This is a genomic window from uncultured Rhodospira sp., from assembly GCF_937138205.1.
Classification (GTDB): domain Bacteria; phylum Pseudomonadota; class Alphaproteobacteria; order Rhodospirillales; family Rhodospirillaceae; genus Rhodospira.
The window spans coordinates 14,369-35,273 of the sequence record NZ_CAKZOT010000029.1 but is presented as its reverse complement, the minus strand read 5'-3'; the positions used below and the strand labels follow the sequence as shown (position 1 = coordinate 35,273).

The window sequence follows — 20,905 nt, the reverse complement described above, 5'->3', positions numbered from 1 at the left end:
GACGACTACCTCGCAAGCGTCGTCACGGCATGACCCGTTCACCCGATTCCCCTGGTTTCAAGGCGTCCGCTGTCGTAGACGCACAGCAAAACCGCGAATAGGCGGGCAAGGGGGCGGACCCCAGAGTTTGTCTAATCACCGGCACGGCCGGACGGGGCTCGCGGCCCCGTCCGAAACCGATGTCATCACCCAACGGTCCGAGACCGCCCTGGTCCGGGCGGGAGTCCAACTCCCGCCCGACGGGCACACCTGGGTGGTGACGCTACTCGACCCGGAGGTTGGCGGCCGAGGACTTGCCGCGCTTCTGGTCCACCTCGATCTCGTAGCTGATGCGCTGGCCGTCGCTCAGGGTGTGCAGGCCGGCGCGCTCGACGGCACTGATGTGGACGAACACGTCAGGACCGCCGCCATCCGGCGCGATGAACCCATAGCCCTTTGTGTTGTTGAACCATTTGACCGAACCCGTCTCCATGTCGGTCTCTCCTTTTCTTGAAGGTGGAACTGTCTTGGGGTGGAGGAAAGGAGGCGCGGGCGACGCTCGCGTCATCCCGCCCCCCGGTGAGGGTGTCAGGCGCTGGCGTGGGCGGCGCCGACCGCGGGGGCCGACCGCCGCCGCCGTCGCGAACGGGTCGGGGCCGTGCCCTCCCGCCAGCGCGCGGGCCCCGGGGCGCGGGGCAACTCGGTGGCGGGCGGCGCCGCGCGTCCCGCCGGACCTGGGAAAGAATGCCCGATCAACCGCTCGATGTCACGCAACAGGCCGCGCTCGGCGGGGTCGCACAGCGAGATGGCGACCCCGGCCTTGCCGGCCCGCGCGGTGCGGCCAATGCGATGGACGTAGGCCTCGGGGACGTTCGGGAGCTCGTAGTTGATGACGTGCGAGACATCGTCCACGTCAATCCCCCGGGCGGCGATATCGGTGGCCACCAGGACGGACACCCCGCCCCCCCGGAACGCATCCAGCGCGCGGGTTCGCTGCGGCTGGCTCTTGTTGCCGTGGATGGCGGCGGCCGACAAGCCGGCCTGTTCCAGATGCCGCGCCACGCGGTCGGCGCCGCGCTTGGTGCGGGTGAAGACAATGGCCCGCTCCACCCCGGGGCCGCCCAGGACGGTGACCAGCGCGTCGCGCTTGGCCGTCGCCTCGACGTGCATCACCGACTGGTCGATACGCTCGATCGGGCGGGACGCCGGGGCGACGGACACCTCGACGGGGTTGGTCAGGAAATCGGCGGCCAGGGTCCGGATGGCCTTCGGCATGGTGGCCGACAGAAGCAGCGTCTGGCGCCGTTTCGGCAGCGCCGCCATGACGCGGCGGATGGCCGGCAGGAACCCCAGGTCGAGCATCTGGTCGGCCTCGTCCAGGACCACGGTACCGACCGCGTCGAGGCGGGCGACGCCGGTCCCCAAGTGGTCGAGCAGACGGCCCGGCGTGGCCACGACGACATCGACACCGTTGGCCAGGGCGCGCGCCTGCGGCCCGGGCTTGGCGCCGCCGATCACCGTGGCGGTGCGAACGCCGCAGTAACGGCCATAGGCGCGGATGGCCTCGACCACCTGCGCCGCCAGTTCGCGGGTCGGCACCAGGATCAAGGCCCGGCAGCCGTGTTTCGGCGTCGGCGACGAAGCCCGCGCGAGACGGTCCAGCAGCGGCAGCACGAACGCCGCCGTCTTGCCGGTTCCGGTCTGGGCGATGCCCAGCAGGTCGCGCCCGCCCAACACGGCGGGAATGGCCTGGCCTTGGATGGGTGTGGGATGAGAGTAGCCTTCGGCCGCGATGGCACGAAGGAGAGGCTCGGCCAGGCCGAGATCAGAAAACTGGGTCAATCGGGAACTTTCGTTTGCCGGTGCCGGCGCAGGACGGTGCCTGGATTCGCGCGACGGGCACCCCGGCGGATGTCATGAAAAAGGCGCTTGCGCGAACAAGGCCCCACGGTCGGGCGCGACACTCCGCGACCCGCCCGGAAGCGGAAACGGACGTCCTCGGGACGTCCTGAGCGCATGGTCGCCGGACCCGCTCGCCCGCAGACAGCGACATCGTCGCTATCCATGCGCGGCAACGCACGGTCCATGTCAGGTTTTTAGACCACATGTCGGCGTCTCTGGCAATTCAAATCTCGCGCGGTCGCCATCGCGCCGCCCCATCTCTGATCCTATATGATGAAACGCGGTGGACTCGCCGGGGCATTGCCCCCGGCGATGGGGGTCGTCGCGGGGCTTGTCAAGAGCGGCCCGACGCGTTAGAACCCCGGCCATCAACCCCACACGCGGGAACGCGGCCCGGGCACCGTATCGCCACAGGCGATCGGGGCCGACGGGTCGTTCCGGTGTCGGCACGGCTACGGCGCGCGCGCCCGGCCGAAACGGCTCAAATCCCGCGGCGGCGCAACCGGAAAATCGCAAGGACTTCCGATCATGGCCATGCCAAGCTTTACCATGCGCCAGCTCATCGAGGCTGGTTGCCACTTCGGTCACAACACCCGTCGCTGGAACCCCAAGATGGCCCCGTACCTGTATGGGGTTCGCGACAACGTCCACATCATCGACCTGCAGCAGACGGTGCCCATGCTGCACCGCGCCATGCAGGCCGTACGCGAGGTCGTGGCCGGCGGCGGCCGCGTCCTGTTCGTCGGCACCAAGCGCCAGGCGCAGGAGATCGTCGCCGAGAACGCGCGGCGCTGCGGCCAGTACTACGTGAACCACCGCTGGCTGGGCGGGATGCTCACCAACTGGAAGACCATCTCGCATTCCATCAAGCGCCTGCGCGAGTTGGAAGACAAGCTGGAGTCTGGCGAACTGTCGGCGCTGACCAAGAAGGAACTGCTCAACCTGAACCGCGAAAAGGACAAGTTGGACCTTGCCCTGGGCGGCATCAAGGAAATGGGCGGCCTGCCCGACATCCTGTTCATCATCGATACGGTGAAGGAAGACCTGGCGGTCTCCGAGGCGACCAAGCTGAACATCCCGGTGGTGGCGGTGCTGGACAGCAACAGCGACCCCAAGGGCGTGACCTTTCCCATCCCGGGCAACGACGATGCCATCCGCGCCATTCAGACGTATTGCGAGTTGATCAGTGGGGCCGCGCTGGACGGCATCCAGGCCGAGATGACCGCCGCCGGGCTCGACCTGGGCACCATGGAAGCCCCGGTTGAACCGGCCGCCGAAAGCCAGGAGACCCCCGCCGAGGAGGCCCCGCAGGAAACCACGCCGGACACCAACGCCCCCGAGGCGGCCGCCGGCTGACCGGGCCGGCCCGGCACCCACGATGGCGGCGACCCCGGTTGCCGCCATTGTCTTGACGGGAGGCTTGACGGGGCGATGCTTGGCCCGCCGCCGGGCGGGCGAGACGGACACCACGCACGGGTGGCGCCGCCGCAGGGCGCGACCACCCGCACCATTGCCAGCGAAAGAGGAACAGTCATGGCCGAGATCACCGCCTCCATGGTGAAGGACCTGCGCGAACAGACCGGCGCGGGCATGATGGACTGCAAGAAGGCTCTCAACGAGGCCGGCGGCGACATGGACGCCGCCGTCGACTGGCTGCGCAAGAAGGGCCTCGCCGCCGCCGCCAAGAAGGCCGGCCGGGTCGCCGCCGAGGGCTTGGTCGGTGTCAAGACCACGGGCAACCGGGGCGCCGTGCTTGAACTGAACGCCGAGACCGACTTCGTCGCCCGCAACGAAACGTTCCAGGACCTGGTGGAGACCCTGACCGATCTGGTCCTGGCCGAGGGTGACGACCTGGACGCCCTGCGCGGCAAGCCGTTCCCCGGCACCGGGCGCACCGTGGATGAGGAACTGACCCATCAGGTCGCCACAATCGGCGAGAATATGAACCTGCGGCGCGCCGTCGTGCTGGAGGTCTCGTCCGGCGTTGTGTGCGGGTACGTGCACAATGCCGTCCGCCCGAGCCTGGGTCGCATCGGCGTCCTGGTGGCGCTGGAGTCCGAGGCTGACGCGGCGCGGCTGGCCGAACTGGGCAAGGGCCTGGCCATGCATGTGGCCGCCGCCGCGCCCCAGTACCTGACCCGCGACGAGGTGGACGCCTCCGCCCTGGACCGCGAGCGGGCGGTGCTGACCGAACAGGCCCGGGATTCCGGCAAGCCGGAGAACATTATCGAGAAGATGGTCGAAGGGCGCCTGCGCAAGTACTACGAAGAGGTCTGCCTGCTCGAGCAGACGTATGTGATGGACAACGAGACCAAGGTGCAGAAGGTCGTCGAGGCCGCCGCCAAGGACCTGGGCTCGCCGGTCGCCCTCACGGCCTTTGCCCGCTTCAACCTCGGCGAGGGCATCGAAAAGCAAGAGAAGGACTTCGCGGCCGAGGTCGCGCAGCAACTCAACAAGGATTGATCGACCTCGCGGCGGGTCTGGCCGGCAGAATGTTCGGAAGGACGGTGTCATGGCAAAAACCGAAGTCCTGGCCAGATCCCATCCGCTGGATGGCGACACACAGGCGGATGCCCGCGGGGACGATGCCGCCGCGACCGGGTCGCTCCAGCGGGTCTTGGTGAAGCTGTCCGGCGAAGGCCTGATGGGCCGGCAGGGATATGGGCTGGACCTGGACACGGTTCAGCGCGTGGCCGAGGAGCTTAAGGAGGTGCACCAGACCGGGGTGCAGCTCTGTGTGGTGATCGGCGGCGGCAACATCTTCCGGGGCCTGGCCCAGGCGGCCCAGGGCATGGACCGAACCAGCGCCGACTACATGGGGATGCTGGCCACGGTGATGAACGCCCTGGCGCTCCAGAACTTCCTGGAGAAGGTGGGCGTGCCGACCCGGGTGCAGTCGGCCATTCCCATGGCCACCGTCTGCGAGCCGTACGTTCGCCGCCGTGCCGTCCGCCACATGGAGAAGGGCCGAGTGGTCATCTTCGCCGCCGGCACCGGCAACCCGTTCTTCACCACCGACACCGCCGCCGCCCTGCGGGCCGTCGAGATGAACTGCGACGCCCTGTTGAAGGCGACGCAGGTCGACGGCGTCTATGACGCCGATCCGAAGACCAATCCCGATGCGAAAAGATACGAGACGTTAAGCTACGATGCGGTATTGCGCCAGGACCTAAGGGTCATGGATACCTCGGCAATTGCCTTGGCGCGCGAGAATGGGATACCAATCCTCGTGTTTTCGCTGGGCGAGGCGGGTGCGCTTGGCAGCATCCTGCGCGGCACCGGGCGGTACACGATCATTCGCGAGGAGACCTGACGTGAGCGACAAACCAGCGGACTTCCCGGCCCTCAGAAAGGACCTCAAGCACCGGATGGACAGCACGCTGGATGTCCTGAAGAAAGAGTTCGCCGGCCTGCGCACCGGCCGCGCCCACGCCAGCCTGCTGGACCCGGTGATGGTGGACGCCTACGGCTCCGCCATGCCGCTGAACCAGGTGGCCAACGTCAACGTCCCCGAACCGCGGATGCTGACCGTGCAGGTGTGGGACCGGTCGATGGCCAAGGCGGTCGAAAAGGCCATCCGCGATGCCGGCCTGGGCCTCAATCCCGCCGCCGAGGGCCAGACCATCCGCGTGCCCATCCCGCCCTTGAACGAGGAACGCCGCACGGAACTGACGAAGGTGGCCGGCAAATATGCCGAACACGCCCGCGTGGCCATCCGCAATGTCCGCCGCGACGGCATGGATCACCTCAAGCGGATGGAAAAGGACGGCGACATCTCGCAGGACGAGCACAAAAAGCACGGAACCGAGGTGCAGGCGCTGACCGACGACGCCATCAAGCATGTCGACGAAGCCCTCCACAAGAAGGAAGAGGAGATCATGCAGGTCTGACGGGGTCTGACGGGGGCTGGGCGGCGCGCGCCTCCGGTCTCCGCCCTCGTCGCCCCGCCGCCCGCAGACAGGCTTGGGACTGCTCCGTCCGCCCGTCGACGTTTCCGACTGATGCCTCCATCTGGACACCCGCATGTCCCATCTTCCCGCCGCAACAGACGACACGCCCGCCGGACCGCTGCATGTGGCCGTGATCATGGACGGCAACGGGCGCTGGGCGCAGGCGCGGGGCCTGCCCCGCACCGCCGGACACCGCAAAGGCGCGGAAGCGGTGCGAGCCTGCGTCAAGGGTGCCGTCCGGCATGGCGTCACGCATCTGACCCTGTTCGCGTTTTCGTCAGAGAACTGGCGCCGACCGGCGGACGAGATCAGCACCTTGATGGGGTTGTTGCGTTTGTACATCCGCAACGAACTGGCTGAACTCGAACGCGAAGGGGTCTGCGTGCGGATGGTCGGCGAGCGAACACGCTTCGACGACGACATCCTCAGGCTGATTGAGGACGCCGAACGACGGACCGCCGGCAATACCCGCCTGACTCTGACCGTGGCCCTGAACTACGGCGGTCGGGGGGAGATTGCGCGGGCCGCCCGTCGCCTGGCCGCCGCCGCCGCCGCCGGCCACCTCGACCCCGAGAGCATCGACGAGGCGCGCGTCGGCGCCGAACTGTATGCCCCGGACCTGCCGGATCCGGATCTTCTGATCCGCACCAGCGGCGAGCAGCGCATCAGCAACTTCCTGCTGTGGCAACTCGCCTATACCGAGATGGCGTTTCTGGATGTCGCCTGGCCAGACTTCACCGAGGACCACTTGGCCGCTGCCCTGGCCGAATTCCATGGCCGCGAGCGGCGCTACGGCGCCGTCCCCCGCTAGAGGGTGGTATCGCCATGACGGGGCCAGATCGGCGCGCCGCCGTGCGAAAACGGATCGTCTCCGCCGCGATTCTCGGTCCCGGCGTGGTGCTGGCGGTGGTGCTGGGCTGGCCCTGGTTCGACGGGCTGGTGGCCGTCTGCGCGGCGGTCATGGCCTGGGAGTGGAGCACGGTCTGTTGCGGGCGGCGCGGCCTGGCCGGCGGCCTGTTGATCGCCGTGGTGGCCACGGCCCCGGTTCTGGTGGCGTGGGCCGGCGAATGGGCCGTGCTGCTGCCGCTGCTCGGGGTCTTGCCGGCCCTGTACCGGGTGGAGGCCGACCGGCGCCGGCCGTTGTGGATCGCCGCCGGCAGCCTCTACATCGGCGTGCCGGCCGTGGCCATGGCCTGGATCCACGCGGCCGCCGGGTGGGAAACGGTGTTGTGGCTGTTCCTGATCGTGTGGGCGACGGATATCGCCGCCTATGCCGTGGGGAGCAAAGTGGGCGGGCCGCTGTTGTGGCCCAGCCTCAGCCCACGCAAAACGTGGGCCGGCCTGATCGGCGGCGTGGCCTGCGCGACCATCGTCGGCGCGGCGGCCGGCTTGCTGCTGGGCGGGCGCTTCCTGGGCGGTCTGCTGGTGCTGAGCCTCATCCTGGGGATTGTCTCGCAAGGCGGCGATCTGATTGAATCGGCGTTCAAGCGACGCTTTCGGGTCAAGGACAGCGGCGACCTGATTCCGGGTCACGGCGGTCTGCTGGACCGGGCGGACGGGCTGATCGCGGTGACGCCTGTGGTGGCTCTGACCGCCATCCTCACGCAAGGGGGACTGACAACGTGGTAGATGTTCATGGGGGGGCGACCGACGGCCCGCGCACCGTAACCGTGCTCGGCTCCACCGGTTCGATCGGCAAGAACACGCTGGACCTCATCGCCCGCAACCCCGGCCTGTACAGCGTCGAGGCCCTGACCGCCAACGGTAACGTCGACATCCTGGCCGAACAGGCCCGCCGCTTCGGCGCCCGCCTGGCCGTCGTCGCCGACCCATCCAAGTACGCGGACCTGAAGGCCGCACTGGCAGGCTCCGGCACCGAGGCCGCCGCCGGTCCGGACGCCCTGTGCGAGGCGGCCGCGCGGCCCGCCGACTGTGTGATGGCCGCGATTGTCGGCGCCGCCGGGCTGCAGCCGACGTTGGAGGCGGTGCAGCGCGGCGCCACCGTCGCACTCGCCAACAAGGAATGCCTGGTCTGCGCCGGCACCCTGTTCATGGCGGCGGTGGCCGAGCACGGCGCCACCCTGCTGCCCGTGGACAGCGAGCACAACGCCATCTTTCAGGTGTTCGACTTCGACCAGAAACACCGCATCGACCGCATCATCCTGACCGCCTCCGGCGGGCCGTTCCGCACATGGACGCGCGAGGCCATGGCGGCCGTCACCCCGGAACAGGCCGTCGCCCATCCCAATTGGTCGATGGGCGCCAAGATCTCGGTCGATTCCGCCACCATGATGAACAAGGGCCTGGAGTTCATCGAGGCGCATCACATCTTCGGAATGCCACAGGAGCAGATCGAGATCCTGGTCCACCCGCAGTCCGTGATTCACTCGATGGTTGCCTACGAGGACGGATCGGTGCTGGCCCAGCTCGGCACACCGGACATGCGCACGCCCATCGCCTTCACCCTGGGTTGGCCCCAACGCATGGCGGCGCCAACGGCGCGTTTGGACCTCGGCGCAATCGGCGCCCTGCACTTCGAAACGCCCGACGGCGATCGCTTCCCGGCTCTCGGGCTGGTGCGCGATGTCTTGAAGGCGGGCGGCGCCCGCCCCACTATTCTGAACGCCGCCAACGAGATCGCGGTGGCCGCGTTCCTGGGCCGGCAGATCCGGTTCCTCGACATCGTCGCGCTGGTTGAACGCACGGTCGAGCACATGACGGCGCCCGCGCCGACGACACTGGACGATGTCCTGGCCATCGACCGCGAGGCCCGGGCTGTCTGCACCGCCCTGGTCCAGGACCTCGCGGCCTGAGGGAGGCGTCCGAACCGGCCGGCGACCGCGCCGGGCGGGCCGTCGGCGCCGCATCCCGACACCTCCCCCCGATCGAGAAAGACACCCCGCCGTGCCAAGCACCGTTACAGACTTTCTGCCGCTCGTCACCGACAGCGCCTTCACGATCGTGGCCGCCCTGTTCGTCCTGACGCTGGTCGTGTTCGTTCACGAACTGGGGCATTTCCTCATCGCCCGTTGGAATGGCGTGCGGGTCGACGTGTTTTCCATCGGCTTCGGCCCCGAACTGGTCGGCATCAATGACCGCCACGGCACCCGCTGGAAATTCTCGGCGATCCCGCTGGGCGGCTACGTCAAGTTTTTCGGCGACGAGGACGCGACCAGCGCGGGTGCGGCCGATGACGCGCAGATGACCGAGGAAGAAAAGGCGGTCTCGTTCCACCACAAATCCGTCGGGCGGCGCGCGGCCATCGTCATCGCCGGACCGGCCGCGAACTTCGTCTTCGCGATCGTGGTCTACGCCGTCGTGTTCATGGCCATCGGCATGGCCATCACCCCGCCGGTGATCCAGGAGGTGGTGCCCGACAGCGCCGCCCAGGAGGCCGGACTGCAACCCGGCGACCGCATCGTCGCCGTCGATGGCTCTTCGGTCTCGCGGTTCGAGCAGGTCCAGCAGCGCATCCCGCTCTCCAATGGCGAGAGCGTCACTCTGACGGTGGAGCGTGACGGTCGCACCCTGGACCTGACCGCCACCCCACGCGTTCAGGAGGTCACCGACGAGCTGGGCGAAACCCACCAGATGGCGGTGCTGGGCATCACCGCCGCGACCAGCGCCGAGGACGTCGTCCGCCTGGGGCCAATCGAGGCGGTGGGACAGGCCGTCGCCCACTCGGCCACCTTGATCAAGATGACGGTCATCACGCTGGGCCAGATGATCGCCGGCGACCGTAGCGTCGAGGACCTGGGGGGACCGCTGCGCATTGCCCAGATGTCCGGGCAGGTGGCCGAACTGGGGTTCGATACCCTGCTCTTGTTCGCCGCCTTTCTGTCTGTCAATCTCGGCTTCATCAACCTCTTGCCCATTCCGGTCCTGGATGGTGGGCATCTGGTGTTCTATGCCGCCGAGGCGGTGCGCGGGCGACCGGTCAATGAACGGATCCAGGAGTATGGGTTCCGGGTGGGGCTGGCGCTGATCATCGGCCTGATGGTGTTCGTGACCTGGAACGACATCATCCACTGGAATAGTCGGTGACGTCCGCCGGCTGTGCGGCTATGTTGCGGTGTCACCTTAACTATTCCGGGGGGATGCGTTGAGCCCGCGTTGCAGACATTGCGTTTCGCTGCTGGTCATGGCGGCGGCGGTTCTTCTGACGGCCATCCACCCGATCGCCCCCGCCTCCGCCCAGGGTGTTCAAGCCCAGGCCCAGGCCCCGGCTCAGGCCCCGGGGGGCGCGCCGGTGATCGAACGGATCCTGGTCGAGGGCGCCCAGCGCATCGAGCCGGACACCATCCGCACCTACCTGCATGTCGAGGAAGGTGACCGCTTCGCCCCCGACCGCATCGACCGCTCGCTGAAGGACCTGTTCGCCACCGGGCTGTTCGCCGATGTCTCGTTGCGGCGCGAGGGCAACGATCTGGTCGTGGTCGTGGTCGAGAACCCGATCATCAACCGCGTCGCCTTCGAAGGCAACAAGCGCATCCAGAACGAGGCCCTGTCCCCCGAGGTGCAATTGCGCCCGCGCGCGGTCTTCACGCGCTCCAAGGTCCAGGACGACGTCAAACGGATCCTGGAGGTCTACCGCCGCTCCGGCCGCTACGCCGTCGCCGTCGACCCGAAGATCATCGAACTGCCGCAGAACCGCGTCGATCTGGTGTTCGAGATCGACGAGGGGCCGGCCACCTACGTGCGCCGGATCACCTTCGTCGGCAACAAGGCGTTCAGCGACTCCGACCTGCGCAGCGTTATCGCCACCAAGGAAGAGCGCTGGTACCGCCTGCTGTCCAGTTCCGATACCTTCGACCCCGACCGGCTGACCTATGACCGGGAACTGCTGCGCCGCTACTATCTGGAAAACGGCTACGCCGATTTCGAGGTGCGCGCCGCCGCCGCCGAACTGACCCCGGACCGGGAGAGCTTTTTCCTCACCTTCACGGTCAACGAGGGGGATCGCTATCGCGTCGGTGCGGTGGACATCGAGGCGTCGCTGGAAGATCTGACCCCCGAGATGTTGCGCCCGGCGGTGCTGATCGAGGAAGGCGACTGGTACGATGCGTCTCTGATCGACCGGACGGTGGAGGACATTACCGAGCGGGTCGGCTCCCTCGGCTACGCCTTCGTCGACGTGCGCCCGCAGATCAAGCGCGACCGAGAGGCCAACACCATCAGCATCACATTCGATGTGCGCGAAGGCCCCCGGGTGTTCGTCGAGCGCATCGAGATCGAGGGCAACGTCCGCACCCTCGACGAGGTCATCCGCCGGGAGATTCAGCTGGTCGAGGGCGACGCCTTCAACTCCGCCAAGCTGCGGCGGTCGCGCCAGCGCATCCGCGACCTGGGCTACTTCAAGACGGTCGAGGTGACCAACGAGCCCGTGGTCGACAAACCGGACCGCACGGTCATCACGGTCGACGTGGAGGAGCAGTCGACGGGCGAACTGTCCTTCGGGGTCGGCTGGTCGTCCAGCCTGGGCGCGCTGGTCGAGGTCGGCATCCGCGAGCGCAACCTGCTGGGCCGGGGCCAGGACCTCTCGATGCGTCTGAGTTGGGCGGAACGGCGCACCGAACTGGATCTCAGCTTCACGGAGCCGTATTTCCTCGACCGGCCGATCGCCGCCGGGTTCGATCTGTTCGCGGTCGACCGTGACCTGCAGGACGAAAGCTCGCACCAACTGCGGCAACAGGGCGGCTCGCTGCGATTCGGCTACAAATACAACGAACGCTGGCGTCACGACTTCAAGTACACTTTGCAGCGCCAGGAAATCTTCGACGTCGAGGATGATGCCTCCCTGTTCATCCAGGAACAGGAAGGCACCGAGGTGCTGTCCATGCTGGGCCACGCCCTGACGTACGACACCCGGGATTCCCGCCTCATCCCCTCCGAGGGCTACCGCTTCCAGATCGCCAACGACCTGGCCGGGCTGGGCGGCGATGCCCGTTTCCTGCGCACCGACCTTGAGGCGTCGTACCACTACCCGCTCGGGGATGAGTTCAACTGGGATCCGGAGTGGGTCATTGGTGTGCGCGGCCACGCCGGCTACATCCTTGGCCTGGGCGAGGACGTCTCCATCCGCCACCGCTATTTCCTGGGCGGCAACAACCTGCGCGGTTTCGCGGCCTCCGGCGCTGGTGCGCGCGACCGTGGCACCGGCGACGCGCTGGGCGGCAACTGGATCGTCGACGGCAGTTTGGAACTGCGGGTCCCGCTTGGCCTGCCGGAGGAACTGGGGCTCGGCGCCAAACTGTTCACCGACTGGGGCACCTCGGGTGTGCCGGACGGGGTGCCGGACGAGGACCTGGACCACGATGTCTCGCTTCGGGGCTCGGTGGGTGTCGGCCTGCTGTGGTCCTCGCCGCTGGGGCCGGTGAACATCGAGCTGGCAACGCCGGTCGTCAAGCAGCCCTACGACGAGGAAGAGTTCTTCCGGCTCAGTTTCGGCTCCCGGTTCTGACGCGGTCCCCAGGGCCTCTCTGAGTCACACACATCCAAAGCCGCTGTTTTCCGCCTGAACCCCCTCCCGTCCTCCCCCATAAATGGGGGAGGTGTCTGGCTTGCGCCCTCCGATAGGCCGGAGAGCAGCCCGCGAAACGGGGGCAAATCGGACTCCCTCCCCGGTTACGGCTATCCGATTGTCGAGTAGGGGCGCCGGTCGCCCGGCGCCCCTACTCGACAATACCATAACCTTTTACAGGGAGGGTTGGGGTGGGGTCTTGCGCCGCCCCGTCGGCTCGCGCGAACACTGGCGGAGACGTGTGAAGCCGATAGGGGGGCCAGCCGGGAGCGTTGCGGCATCGGCCGGTATCCCTATATGCTGTGCGAACCCTTCTCCCCCTGTTGGAGCGGTTGTTGGTCGAGCGGACCGGTCTGACTGGCCGCAGGGCTTGGTCCCGAGAACACGGAGTGCGCCATGCAACTGATCGCGATCCGCGATTTTCTACGACTGGAATCCGCTGGAGGAATGATCTTGATCGTCGCCGCCATCCTGGCGATGGTGGTCGCCAACTCGCCCATCGCATCATTTTATTCGGACCTGTTCGAAACCCACCTGATCATCGGCTTCGGGGACTACACGCTTGATAAGGCCCTGATTCACTGGATCAACGACGGGCTGATGGCGATCTTCTTCCTGCTTGTCGGGCTGGAGATCAAGCGCGAGGTGTTGCAGGGCGAGTTGTCCACGCCGTCCAAGGCGGCGCTGCCGGTCATCGCCGCCATCGGCGGGATGGTGGCCCCGGCGTTGGTCTATGTGCTCCTGAATTTCGGCGACCCGGTGGCGTTGCGCGGCTGGGCCATCCCGGCGGCGACGGATATCGCGTTCGCGCTCGGCATTCTCATGCTGCTGGGGTCACGGGCGCCGCTGTCCTTGAAGATCTTCCTGACGGCCTTGGCGATCATTGATGACCTGGGGGCTATCGTCATCATCGCCATGTTCTATACCGAGGATCTGTCGATGATGGCCCTGTACGCCGGCCTTGCCTGCGTCGCCGTCCTCGTGGCGCTGAACGTGGGCGGTGTGCGCAAGACGGCGCCCTACGTCGTGGTCGGCCTCATTCTGTGGGTCTGCGTGCTGAAAAGCGGTGTGCACGCGACCCTGGCCGGGGTGGCGCTGGCCTTCGCCATTCCCTTGGGAGCGCGCGGCAAGGACGAGCGCGATCTGGCCGGGCACCTGGAACACGAACTGCACCCGTGGGTCGCCTACGCCATCCTGCCGTTGTTCGCTTTCGCCAACGCCGGTGTGTCGCTGCAGGGCCTGACCGTGGCCGACCTGCTGGCGCCGGTGCCGTTGGGCATCGCCCTGGGCCTGCTGCTGGGCAAGCAGATCGGCGTCATGGGCTTCCTGTACTGGGGCTATCGGAAGAAGCTGTGCCGGCTGCCGGAGGATGTGACCTGGACCCACATCTACGGCGTTTCGCTGCTCACCGGTATCGGCTTCACCATGAGCCTGTTCATCGGCACGCTGGCCTTCGAGCACCATCCCCAGTTCGCCGACGACGTGCGCCTGGGCGTGCTGGGCGGGTCCATCCTGTCCGGGCTGGCCGGTTACTTCGTGCTGCGCTTCATCGCGCCGCCGGCGCTGGCGGTGGGGGCGACACCGGCCGCCGATCCCGGGGCGAAGGCCAAGGAGGCGCAGACGGCCGGGTAATCCGGTCGGGTCCGGTCAGCCAGGCCCCAGCGGGATTTCCAGGCGCGCCTCCAACCCACCCCCCAACCCACCACGGGGCCGGTTGCGCAACAGCAACCGGCCGCCATGGGCATCCGCAACCGCCTGCACGATGGACAGGCCGAGGCCGATGCCGCCGGTGTGGCGCGCGCGCGAGCCCTCGACGCGGTGGAACGGATCGGTGACGCGGGCCAGGTGCTCCTCGGGAATGCCTGGCCCCTCGTCACGCACCACAACGGCGTAGCCGATGGCGGCGCCGGCGGCGTCCGTGGCCTCCGCCGTTTCCACCGAGACATCGGCCCCGCCGCCATAGACACAGGCGTTGCGGATCAGGTTGACCAGCGCCCGACGCAATGCCAGCGGCCGGCCGTGCACGACGGCGGGGGGCGCGTTGTCCTCCGTGTCGTCGTAGCGGACCGGATCCCCGGTCTCGGCCAGGTCGGCGCAGGTCGCCGCCACCAGCGCCGTCAGGTTCACCGAGCGGGCGGTCTCGGCGGTGGCGTCATCGCGGGCGAAGTCGAGCGTGGCGCGCACCATGGCTTCCATCTCGTCCAGGGTGGCCATCATGCGGGCGCGGTCCTCGGCGTTCTCGACGAACTCGGCGCGCAACCGCAGGGTGGTGATCGGCGTGCGAAGGTCGTGCGAGATGGCCGCCAGCAGGCGTGTCCGGTTGTCGACCAGGCGCGTCAGGCGGGCCTGCATGTCGTTGAAGGCGCGGGCCACCTCGCGCAACTCGCGGCTACCTTCCTCCGGCAGCGGGTCGCGGCGTGGATCGACTCCCATGCGCCGCGCCGCGTCGGCCACCGTGCGCAGCGGCCGGGTCATGCGCCGCACCGCCCATACCGACAAGACCAGGGTCACCGCCGCCATCAGGCCGATGGAGGCCAGGGCGCCCGGCGTCCAGAACCCCTGCGGGCGCGGCACGGAGGCGACGACATTGAGCCATCGCCCATCCCGCAAGGCGACCGCGATGGCCAAGGCCTCCTCGTCCGGCTCGCCCAGCACCCAGCGATGCACGTCATGGCGGAACGGACCCGGGCGGTCGTGTCGCGTCTCGGTCTCGTTGTCCCGCCACCACGGCGGATCGTCGCCCCAGGACGGGCCAATCCAGGGCGGCCCCGGCCGCCCCGCGAAGGGGTGCGATCGCGCGGGCGGCGGCAGGCCCTCGGGCGGCGCCGCGCCGATGCGCACCGTGCGCAGTGTCTCCTCTCCTCCGTCGGCTTCGGCGAACGCGCGCGCGAACGCCTGTTCCAGGAAGCGCACGCGCAGCATCCCCGGGCCGGGCGCGGCCGGCGCGTCGGCCGGGAGCAGAGGCGTCTCGGCGATCCGGACCTGAAGCCGTGGACTCCGCAGCACCCGTTCCAGACGTCGTTCGGCTCGCGGCGAGTCGGCGGCCTCGATCAGGCGCGTGGCCTCCACCACCCGCGTCACCACCGCGCGGCCGCCCAGCATTTCCAGCAGGCGCAGGCGGTCGAACGAGTACAGCCCCAGCGCCATCAGGTGCGACAGCATCAAGCCGACCAGCAGGACCAGCACCGTCTGGCCGGCCAGGCTCGACGGCCTCCAGGGCCAGGGAAAACGCGTGCGGCGGCGGTGCCGGGGTGGGGGGGTGACGGTCATGGCCGGATCACTATCTCCCATGAACGGCGACGGTGAAAGAGCGCCGCGTGGGGTCGCCGGCGTTGCGCTTCGTGACCGGATTCGTGCCCCAGCGCCCCCCGTATGGTATAGGCCTGGGCCATCATATCCCCTGCCGTGGTGACGAGAGGAGACGGATCATGCGCGCGTTCATCCTGGCCCTTGTTGGGACCGTCGGCCTGGGGCTTGCCCCATCCGCCATGGCCGAGGAGGACATGACCGAGGAGTCGCCGGGGCGGGCCTATTGCGCCGCCAAGGCCGAACAGTGCGGCCTGGCCTGCGACCGGTCCACGGAGCAGGGCAGTTTCGCCGCCACCGCGTGCGAGGCCCAGTGTGCCATCGACCGCGCCGCCTGCGACGCCAACGATGCGGTCTCCGGCGTCGAGCCGTGGCTGGCCGACAAGGCTGACAAGCTCGACCGCTTCATGCAGGGCTTCGAGGGCGACGAGGGCGACGGCACCGCCACGCCGCAACGCGGCCCGGATGGCGAGGACAACGCGGCGGCCTCGTGCGGCGCGGCGCACGACGCCTGTCAGGCGCGCTGTGACGAGCGGTTTCCGGGCGATGAGTATGCCCAGGCCGGGTGTGACAGCGTGTGTGCCATGAACCGCGCCACCTGCGAGGCCGACGCGGGCGTCGAGGCCGCAAAGCCGTATGTCGAGCGGGAAACCCGCCGCCTGCAGGAGTTCTTCGACGGCCTCCTCGGCGACGAGGACCCGGACCCGCCGAAGCCATCCGAGTGGCCCTCGCGCAACCCTGACGGCACGGTGGACCTGTGATCCTGGCCGGCCGGCGTCGGGTCTAGATCCAGTCGAACAGGCGATCGTACCAGCGGGTTTCCTCGCCCGGGTCGCGGATGCGCTCGCCGGTGACGAGCTGGTAGGCGTCCACGTACCAGTCGCTGCCCGGATAGTTGTAGCCCAGCACGGCCGCGACCTTCCGGGCCTCCGGCTCGATGCCGAGGATGGTGTTGATCTCGACGATGCGGTACAGCGCCTCGGCGACGTGGGTGGTCTGGTCGTACTGCTCGACCACGCGTTTGAAGCGGTTGAGCGCGGCCAGATAGTGCTTCTCGCGCAGATAGAACCGGCCGACACTCATCTCCTTGCCCGCCATGTGGTCGCGGGCCAGGTCGATCTTGAAGCGGGCGTCGCGGGCGTACTTCGTGTCCGGAAAACGGTTGATGACCTCGCGCAGGCTTTCCATGGCCAGCCGCGTGATCGCCTGGTCACGGCGGACGTCGACGATCTGCTCGTAATAGCTGATGGCCTTCAGGTAGTGCGCATAGGCTATATCCCGGTGGCCGGGATGAAGCTGGATGAATCGGTCAAGGGCGATCACCGCCTCGTCGTAGTCGTTGTCCTCGTAGTGACTGTACGCCGCCATGAGCTGGGCCTTGGTGGCCCAGACGGAATAGGGATGCTGGCGTTCCACCTCGTTGAAGGCATCGGCGGCGGCGTCATAGTCCTGCTCTTCCAGCAGGCTGACGGCCTCGCGGTAGAGCTGCTCGACCGGGCGTTCCTCGTACGCCAGTTCGTCGGAGTCCGTGCCGCAGGCAGTGACGCTCAAGCCGAGCCCGGCGGCCAAGGCCAGGGCGCGGGCCAGCGACAGCGGGCGGGAACGGGAAAACCCGGGGGATGGTGTCGGGGCGAAGCGGCGGATCATTGCGGAACGACGAATCCTGTACGGACGGGCCGGAGGGCGCGCTGACTATTGCGGCGCCGGGAGCGGCACTATACCACGGCGCGATACCGTGTCACCCGGTGTCCTGGCTCTGTTTGGAGTTGCGGGGGGGGGGGGGGCGCCGCCGCCCGGGCGACATGGTAGCCTTGGCGTTGGCGTTGGCGGTGGTGCCGGTCGCGTGTCGGATCGCGGTCGGCAGCACGTTGGCTACACGGGGTCCTCTGTGCGCAAAAGGGGTTGGCAATGCATGTGCTCGCCATCGTGTTCGTTTGGACGACAACAATGCCGGCATTGATCGTGATCGGACCGGTCGCTCTGAATTTCTACAAAGTTGTTCTGCTGATCGCTCTTGTTCCGGCCCTCGTCACCTGTATTGGTTCGCCCACCATTCGTTTGGGTGCCATTGAACTTTTCCTTTTTCTGTATTGTGTATGGGCGGCGGTTTGCTTTTCATACAATCACGGGCTGGGCAACAGTGTCGAGCCAATTGGTGTGATTTTCCTACAGACATGTGGGGCTTTTCTGCTCGCCAAGGCGGGATGTCGCACAATGGCTCAGTTTAAGAGAATACTGCGCCACATCATGTACGCCCTAACCCTGATGCTCCCGTTTGTTATCATAGAAAACCTGACTGAGATTTCGCCAATCCGTGAGGTATTTAAAATATTGTTTCCAATTGGTTCCGGTGTTATTGATAAAAGGCTTGAGCTAACACGGGTCGCGGCCGGCTTCGCTCATCCAATTCTTTTCGGGGTTTTTTCCGCATTCGCGCTTGGAGCGGTTTGGTTTGCTTTCAAACGAATGAGGCCGCTTTTCGTGCCCCTAATTGCTTATTCGACGTTCGCTTCACTTTCGAGTGGGGCGCTTATCGTGTTGGCTTTGCAAATTCTGCTTATTTCTTGGTACTATCTTACTCAGTTCCTACAGGGTTCGATTCCGTTCCTGCGGAAACGTTGGCAAATGCTCGTTATGGTTGCGATTGCCATGTATATTTCTATCGATATTCTTTCAAATAGAACACCCTTTCATGTGGCAACGACTTACCTAAGCTTTAACTCTACCTCGGCGTACAACCGAATTCTTATTTGGGAGCACGGCACGGCCAATGTGGCGAACAATCCGATCTTCGGCCTCGGATTTCGCGACTGGGTAAGGCCGGCGTGGATGGTCTCAAGCGTTGATAACTACTGGCTGTTGCGAGCCATGAGGTTTGGGTTGCCGGGGGTGACGTTCCTGGTGATTGCCCTGGTGATTTACCTCTGGTCCCTGCTCAGGGTCGATCTCCCGCGTGGGAGCCACGCTGCCGAAGTGCGGCGCGGCTATGCCATATCGTTGGTCGCCTTCTGCCTTGCTGGCGGAACGGTTGACTTCTTTGGCTCCATTGATCCCCTGTTCTTGTTCTTCTGCGGAATGGGGGCATGGTTTTATGCGGCGCAGGCTGGTCGCCCGCGCATCAAAGCGGGACAGGAGATACCGAAACCGCACGACGAAGCGCCGACGGACGCAATGCCCGGCATCGCGGCAGAGGAGCTGCCCGATGAGCAACCAACGGCCGACCCCGGGCCCCACTCGCCGGAGCCGCCGAAACGCGGGCCGACCATCCGGACATATCCGTGACCCAGGGCTGGTCCCAGGGCTGTTCAGGTCTCCGACCGTGATGGAGCAGGCCAAGGCGCGGTTGGGTTCAGGGCGTTGATGTAGAGTTCGCGGCTGATGGTGTCGGCGCCGTTGGACTGGAGGAGATGGTGAGGGCGAAGGAGCAAAGGCGGGCGAAATGCCCGGGCTTGGTGCGGATACGGCTGTGGTCTTCGAAGAAGGAGACGTCGCGGACGTAGTTGTTTCGGTTTTCGATCCCCCAGTGCTGGCGGATCGCGGCGCCGAAGGCGGCGGCGGACAGGCTGATCTGGGAGACGTAGAGGGACGTTTCTTCCGTTTTGTCCCAAAGGCCGGATCTGGTGTTCTTGTACCAGGTCAGGCGGGTGACACGGGCGGCGGCGGCGATCAGCCGGTCCCAGTCCCCGCCGAGGCAGCCGGCGACGTCGAAGGTCTCGACCCGCCGCTGTTCCTGGCGGGTGATGATCCCCCGGTCGGATCGCGCCCCGCTCAACAGGGCCAGCACCGTGAACAGCAGCAGGTACGGCAGCGGATACCGCTTGCCCTGGGCACGCCGGGGATCAGGACTCTCGCGCAAGGCCGCCAGAACTGAACAGCCCTGGCGAAGGTAAGGTCAGGTAGGCATCAGGCCGCCACGAGTCCGTCGGCATCGGGTTCCTCCTTGCCTGGGGGCGCGGGCGTGGTCACGATGGCGTCCAGACGGTGGCGTATGGAAAGCCGCCGGTCTTGACCTCCGCCCCCGCCAGGAGCCCCGCCGATGCCCATCTATGCCTTCGAGGATGTCGTTCCCGTTGTCCACCCCACGGCCTTCGTTCATCCGACCGCCATCCTGATCGGCGATGTGATCATCGGGGCGGGGGTCTATGTCGGGCCATCGGCCTCGCTGCGGGGGGACTTCGGCCGCATCATCCTGGAGGAGGGCAGTAACATCCAGGACAACTGTACCATGCACGGCTTTCAGGGCACGGACACGGTGGTTGAGGCGGACGGGCACATCGGCCACGGCGCCGTGCTGCACAGCGCGCGAATCGGGCGCGCCGCCCTGGTGGGCATGAACAGCGTCGTCATGGACGGGGCGGTCATCGGACCGGAAAGCCTTGTGGCGGCTCAATGTTTCGTCAAGGCCGGAAGCCGGTTCCCGGCCCGCTCGCTGGTGGCCGGGATCCCGGGAAAGGTGGTCCGACAGGTCACCGACACCGAGTTCGCGTGGAAGATGGAGGCCACGCGGCAATATCAGGCATTGGCCCAGCGCTGCCGGACCGGCTTGCGGCTCGCCGATCCGCTGCCGGAACCGGAGCCGAATCGGCCCACGGTCGAATGGCCCGACCTCAAGCCCTTGTATCAAGTGGAGCGGTAGCCCGCAATATTCAGGGCGCGAAACACCCGGAATTGTTACATTTTGGCAAAATCAACGAATAATCAAAACCTTGGCGTGTCACTGTGCTGACGAAATGTGACGGGTGCCATAGAACCGCTCGGTCGGGTGTGATATATATTGAACGTGACTTGAACCGGGACATGCGACCGTGCCATGCGTCCCTTGCGCATCAGATGCGGCGTCTCGGGCGGCAGAACAGGCGATGGAAGGACCATCGCGCCGCGTTTATGGGAAGGGTAGGAGACCCTCGATGCAACAGGATGAGCGGATTCTGTTTAAGTTTGATCCATCCCGGAATGGAGTGTCCGACTCGACCGGTAACCTATTGAGTTCGTCCGACCGGGAGGCGGTGGTTGAGGCCCTGAACGCGGCGCTGGACCACGGCGAGTGCGAACGGCGCGCCTGGCGGGCCGCCGTCGGCGCGTTCCTGGAACGGCACCCGACCACCTCGCTGTTCACGGCGGAGCGCCTTGTCACCTGCGTCGTGCGTCAGGCGCTCGACGCGCAAAGCCCGGCCGCCACTGTCTGAGTGTCTGTCCGGAAAGCCCTTATGGGCACCACGGACGGTGTTCGTTCTGGGGACCCGCACCC

At 66.9% G+C, this 20,905-nt stretch carries 19 protein-coding genes; 14 read left to right on the top strand and 5 right to left on the bottom strand.

Going from position 1 to position 20,905, the window contains the following annotated elements; genetic code table 11:
- Positions 1 to 262 precede the first annotated feature (262 nt).
- Positions 263 to 472, bottom strand: a complete 210-nt coding sequence (locus tag Q0309_RS03170; RefSeq protein ID WP_299437368.1) for a cold-shock protein — start codon at positions 470 to 472, stop codon at positions 263 to 265.
- A 95-nt stretch (positions 473 to 567) separates the two neighbouring features.
- Positions 568 to 1,821 carry a DEAD/DEAH box helicase gene (locus tag Q0309_RS03165; protein WP_299437366.1) on the bottom strand — a complete coding sequence of 418 codons (1,254 nt, stop codon included), beginning with the start codon at positions 1,819 to 1,821 and terminating at the stop codon, positions 568 to 570.
- 588 nt (positions 1,822 to 2,409) lie between these two features.
- Here Q0309_RS03165 and rpsB point away from each other — a divergent pair.
- From rpsB to nhaA, 10 genes are all read left to right on the top strand, one after another.
- A complete protein-coding gene (gene rpsB, locus Q0309_RS03160; protein WP_299437364.1) occupies positions 2,410 to 3,237 on the top strand; it encodes a 30S ribosomal protein S2 in 828 nt (275 codons plus the stop codon).
- Between the two features lie 177 nt (positions 3,238 to 3,414).
- A complete protein-coding gene (gene tsf, locus Q0309_RS03155; RefSeq protein WP_299437362.1) occupies positions 3,415 to 4,344 on the top strand; it encodes a translation elongation factor Ts in 930 nt (309 codons plus the stop codon).
- A 49-nt stretch (positions 4,345 to 4,393) separates the two neighbouring features.
- On the top strand, positions 4,394 to 5,194 hold the full coding sequence (pyrH, locus tag Q0309_RS03150) for a UMP kinase (RefSeq protein WP_299437360.1): 801 nt from the start codon (positions 4,394 to 4,396) through the stop codon (positions 5,192 to 5,194).
- 55 nt (positions 5,195 to 5,249) lie between these two features.
- A complete protein-coding gene (frr, locus tag Q0309_RS03145; RefSeq protein ID WP_299437372.1) occupies positions 5,250 to 5,771 on the top strand; it encodes a ribosome recycling factor in 522 nt (173 codons plus the stop codon).
- A 133-nt stretch (positions 5,772 to 5,904) separates the two neighbouring features.
- Positions 5,905 to 6,642: an isoprenyl transferase gene (locus Q0309_RS03140; RefSeq protein WP_299437358.1), complete on the top strand. Its 738-nt coding sequence runs from the start codon at positions 5,905 to 5,907 to the stop codon at positions 6,640 to 6,642.
- A gap of 14 nt (positions 6,643 to 6,656) precedes the next feature.
- Positions 6,657 to 7,460 carry a phosphatidate cytidylyltransferase gene (locus Q0309_RS03135; RefSeq protein ID WP_299437356.1) on the top strand — a complete coding sequence of 268 codons (804 nt, stop codon included), beginning with the start codon at positions 6,657 to 6,659 and terminating at the stop codon, positions 7,458 to 7,460.
- Positions 7,454 to 8,644, top strand: a complete 1,191-nt coding sequence (locus Q0309_RS03130) for a 1-deoxy-D-xylulose-5-phosphate reductoisomerase (RefSeq protein ID WP_299437354.1) — start codon at positions 7,454 to 7,456, stop codon at positions 8,642 to 8,644. The genes Q0309_RS03135 and Q0309_RS03130 overlap by 7 nt, the downstream gene beginning before the upstream one ends.
- Positions 8,645 to 8,735: 91 nt before the next feature.
- Entirely contained in the window at positions 8,736 to 9,875 is a 1,140-nt protein-coding gene (rseP, locus tag Q0309_RS03125) for an RIP metalloprotease RseP (RefSeq protein ID WP_299437352.1), read from the top strand.
- A 58-nt stretch (positions 9,876 to 9,933) separates the two neighbouring features.
- Positions 9,934 to 12,291 carry an outer membrane protein assembly factor BamA gene (gene bamA, locus Q0309_RS03120; RefSeq protein WP_366940552.1) on the top strand — a complete coding sequence of 786 codons (2,358 nt, stop codon included), beginning with the start codon at positions 9,934 to 9,936 and terminating at the stop codon, positions 12,289 to 12,291.
- A 456-nt stretch (positions 12,292 to 12,747) separates the two neighbouring features.
- On the top strand, positions 12,748 to 13,983 hold the full coding sequence (gene nhaA / locus Q0309_RS03115; RefSeq protein WP_299437350.1) for a Na+/H+ antiporter NhaA: 1,236 nt from the start codon (positions 12,748 to 12,750) through the stop codon (positions 13,981 to 13,983).
- Positions 13,984 to 13,998: 15 nt separating this feature from the next.
- On the opposite strand, the gene Q0309_RS03110 is transcribed toward nhaA, so the two are convergent.
- Entirely contained in the window at positions 13,999 to 15,621 is a 1,623-nt protein-coding gene (locus Q0309_RS03110; RefSeq protein ID WP_299437348.1) for an ATP-binding protein, read from the bottom strand.
- Between the two features lie 158 nt (positions 15,622 to 15,779).
- Here Q0309_RS03110 and Q0309_RS03105 point away from each other — a divergent pair, with 158 nt between their 5' ends.
- Positions 15,780 to 16,418: a hypothetical protein gene (locus Q0309_RS03105; RefSeq protein WP_299437346.1), complete on the top strand. Its 639-nt coding sequence runs from the start codon at positions 15,780 to 15,782 to the stop codon at positions 16,416 to 16,418.
- Positions 16,419 to 16,440: 22 nt separating this feature from the next.
- Here Q0309_RS03105 and Q0309_RS03100 read toward each other — a convergent pair whose 3' ends face one another.
- The gene (locus Q0309_RS03100; RefSeq protein ID WP_299437344.1) at positions 16,441 to 17,304 is read right to left on the bottom strand and encodes an outer membrane protein assembly factor BamD; all 864 of its coding nucleotides are present in this window, start codon (positions 17,302 to 17,304) and stop codon (positions 16,441 to 16,443) included.
- A gap of 261 nt (positions 17,305 to 17,565) precedes the next feature.
- On the opposite strand from Q0309_RS03100, the gene Q0309_RS03095 reads away from it, so the two are divergent.
- Positions 17,566 to 18,939 carry an O-antigen ligase family protein gene (locus Q0309_RS03095; protein WP_299437342.1) on the top strand — a complete coding sequence of 458 codons (1,374 nt, stop codon included), beginning with the start codon at positions 17,566 to 17,568 and terminating at the stop codon, positions 18,937 to 18,939.
- Positions 18,940 to 19,006: 67 nt separating this feature from the next.
- On the opposite strand, the gene Q0309_RS03090 is transcribed toward Q0309_RS03095, so the two are convergent.
- On the bottom strand, positions 19,007 to 19,513 hold the full coding sequence (locus Q0309_RS03090) for a hypothetical protein (protein ID WP_299437374.1): 507 nt from the start codon (positions 19,511 to 19,513) through the stop codon (positions 19,007 to 19,009).
- Between the two features lie 180 nt (positions 19,514 to 19,693).
- Here Q0309_RS03090 and Q0309_RS03085 point away from each other — a divergent pair, with 180 nt between their 5' ends.
- Positions 19,694 to 20,293, top strand: coding sequence for a phenylacetic acid degradation protein PaaY (locus Q0309_RS03085; RefSeq protein ID WP_299437340.1), 600 nt, complete (start codon positions 19,694 to 19,696; stop codon positions 20,291 to 20,293).
- 322 nt (positions 20,294 to 20,615) lie between these two features.
- The gene (locus Q0309_RS03080; RefSeq protein WP_299437338.1) at positions 20,616 to 20,843 is read left to right on the top strand and encodes a hypothetical protein; all 228 of its coding nucleotides are present in this window, start codon (positions 20,616 to 20,618) and stop codon (positions 20,841 to 20,843) included.
- Positions 20,844 to 20,905 lie beyond the last annotated feature (62 nt).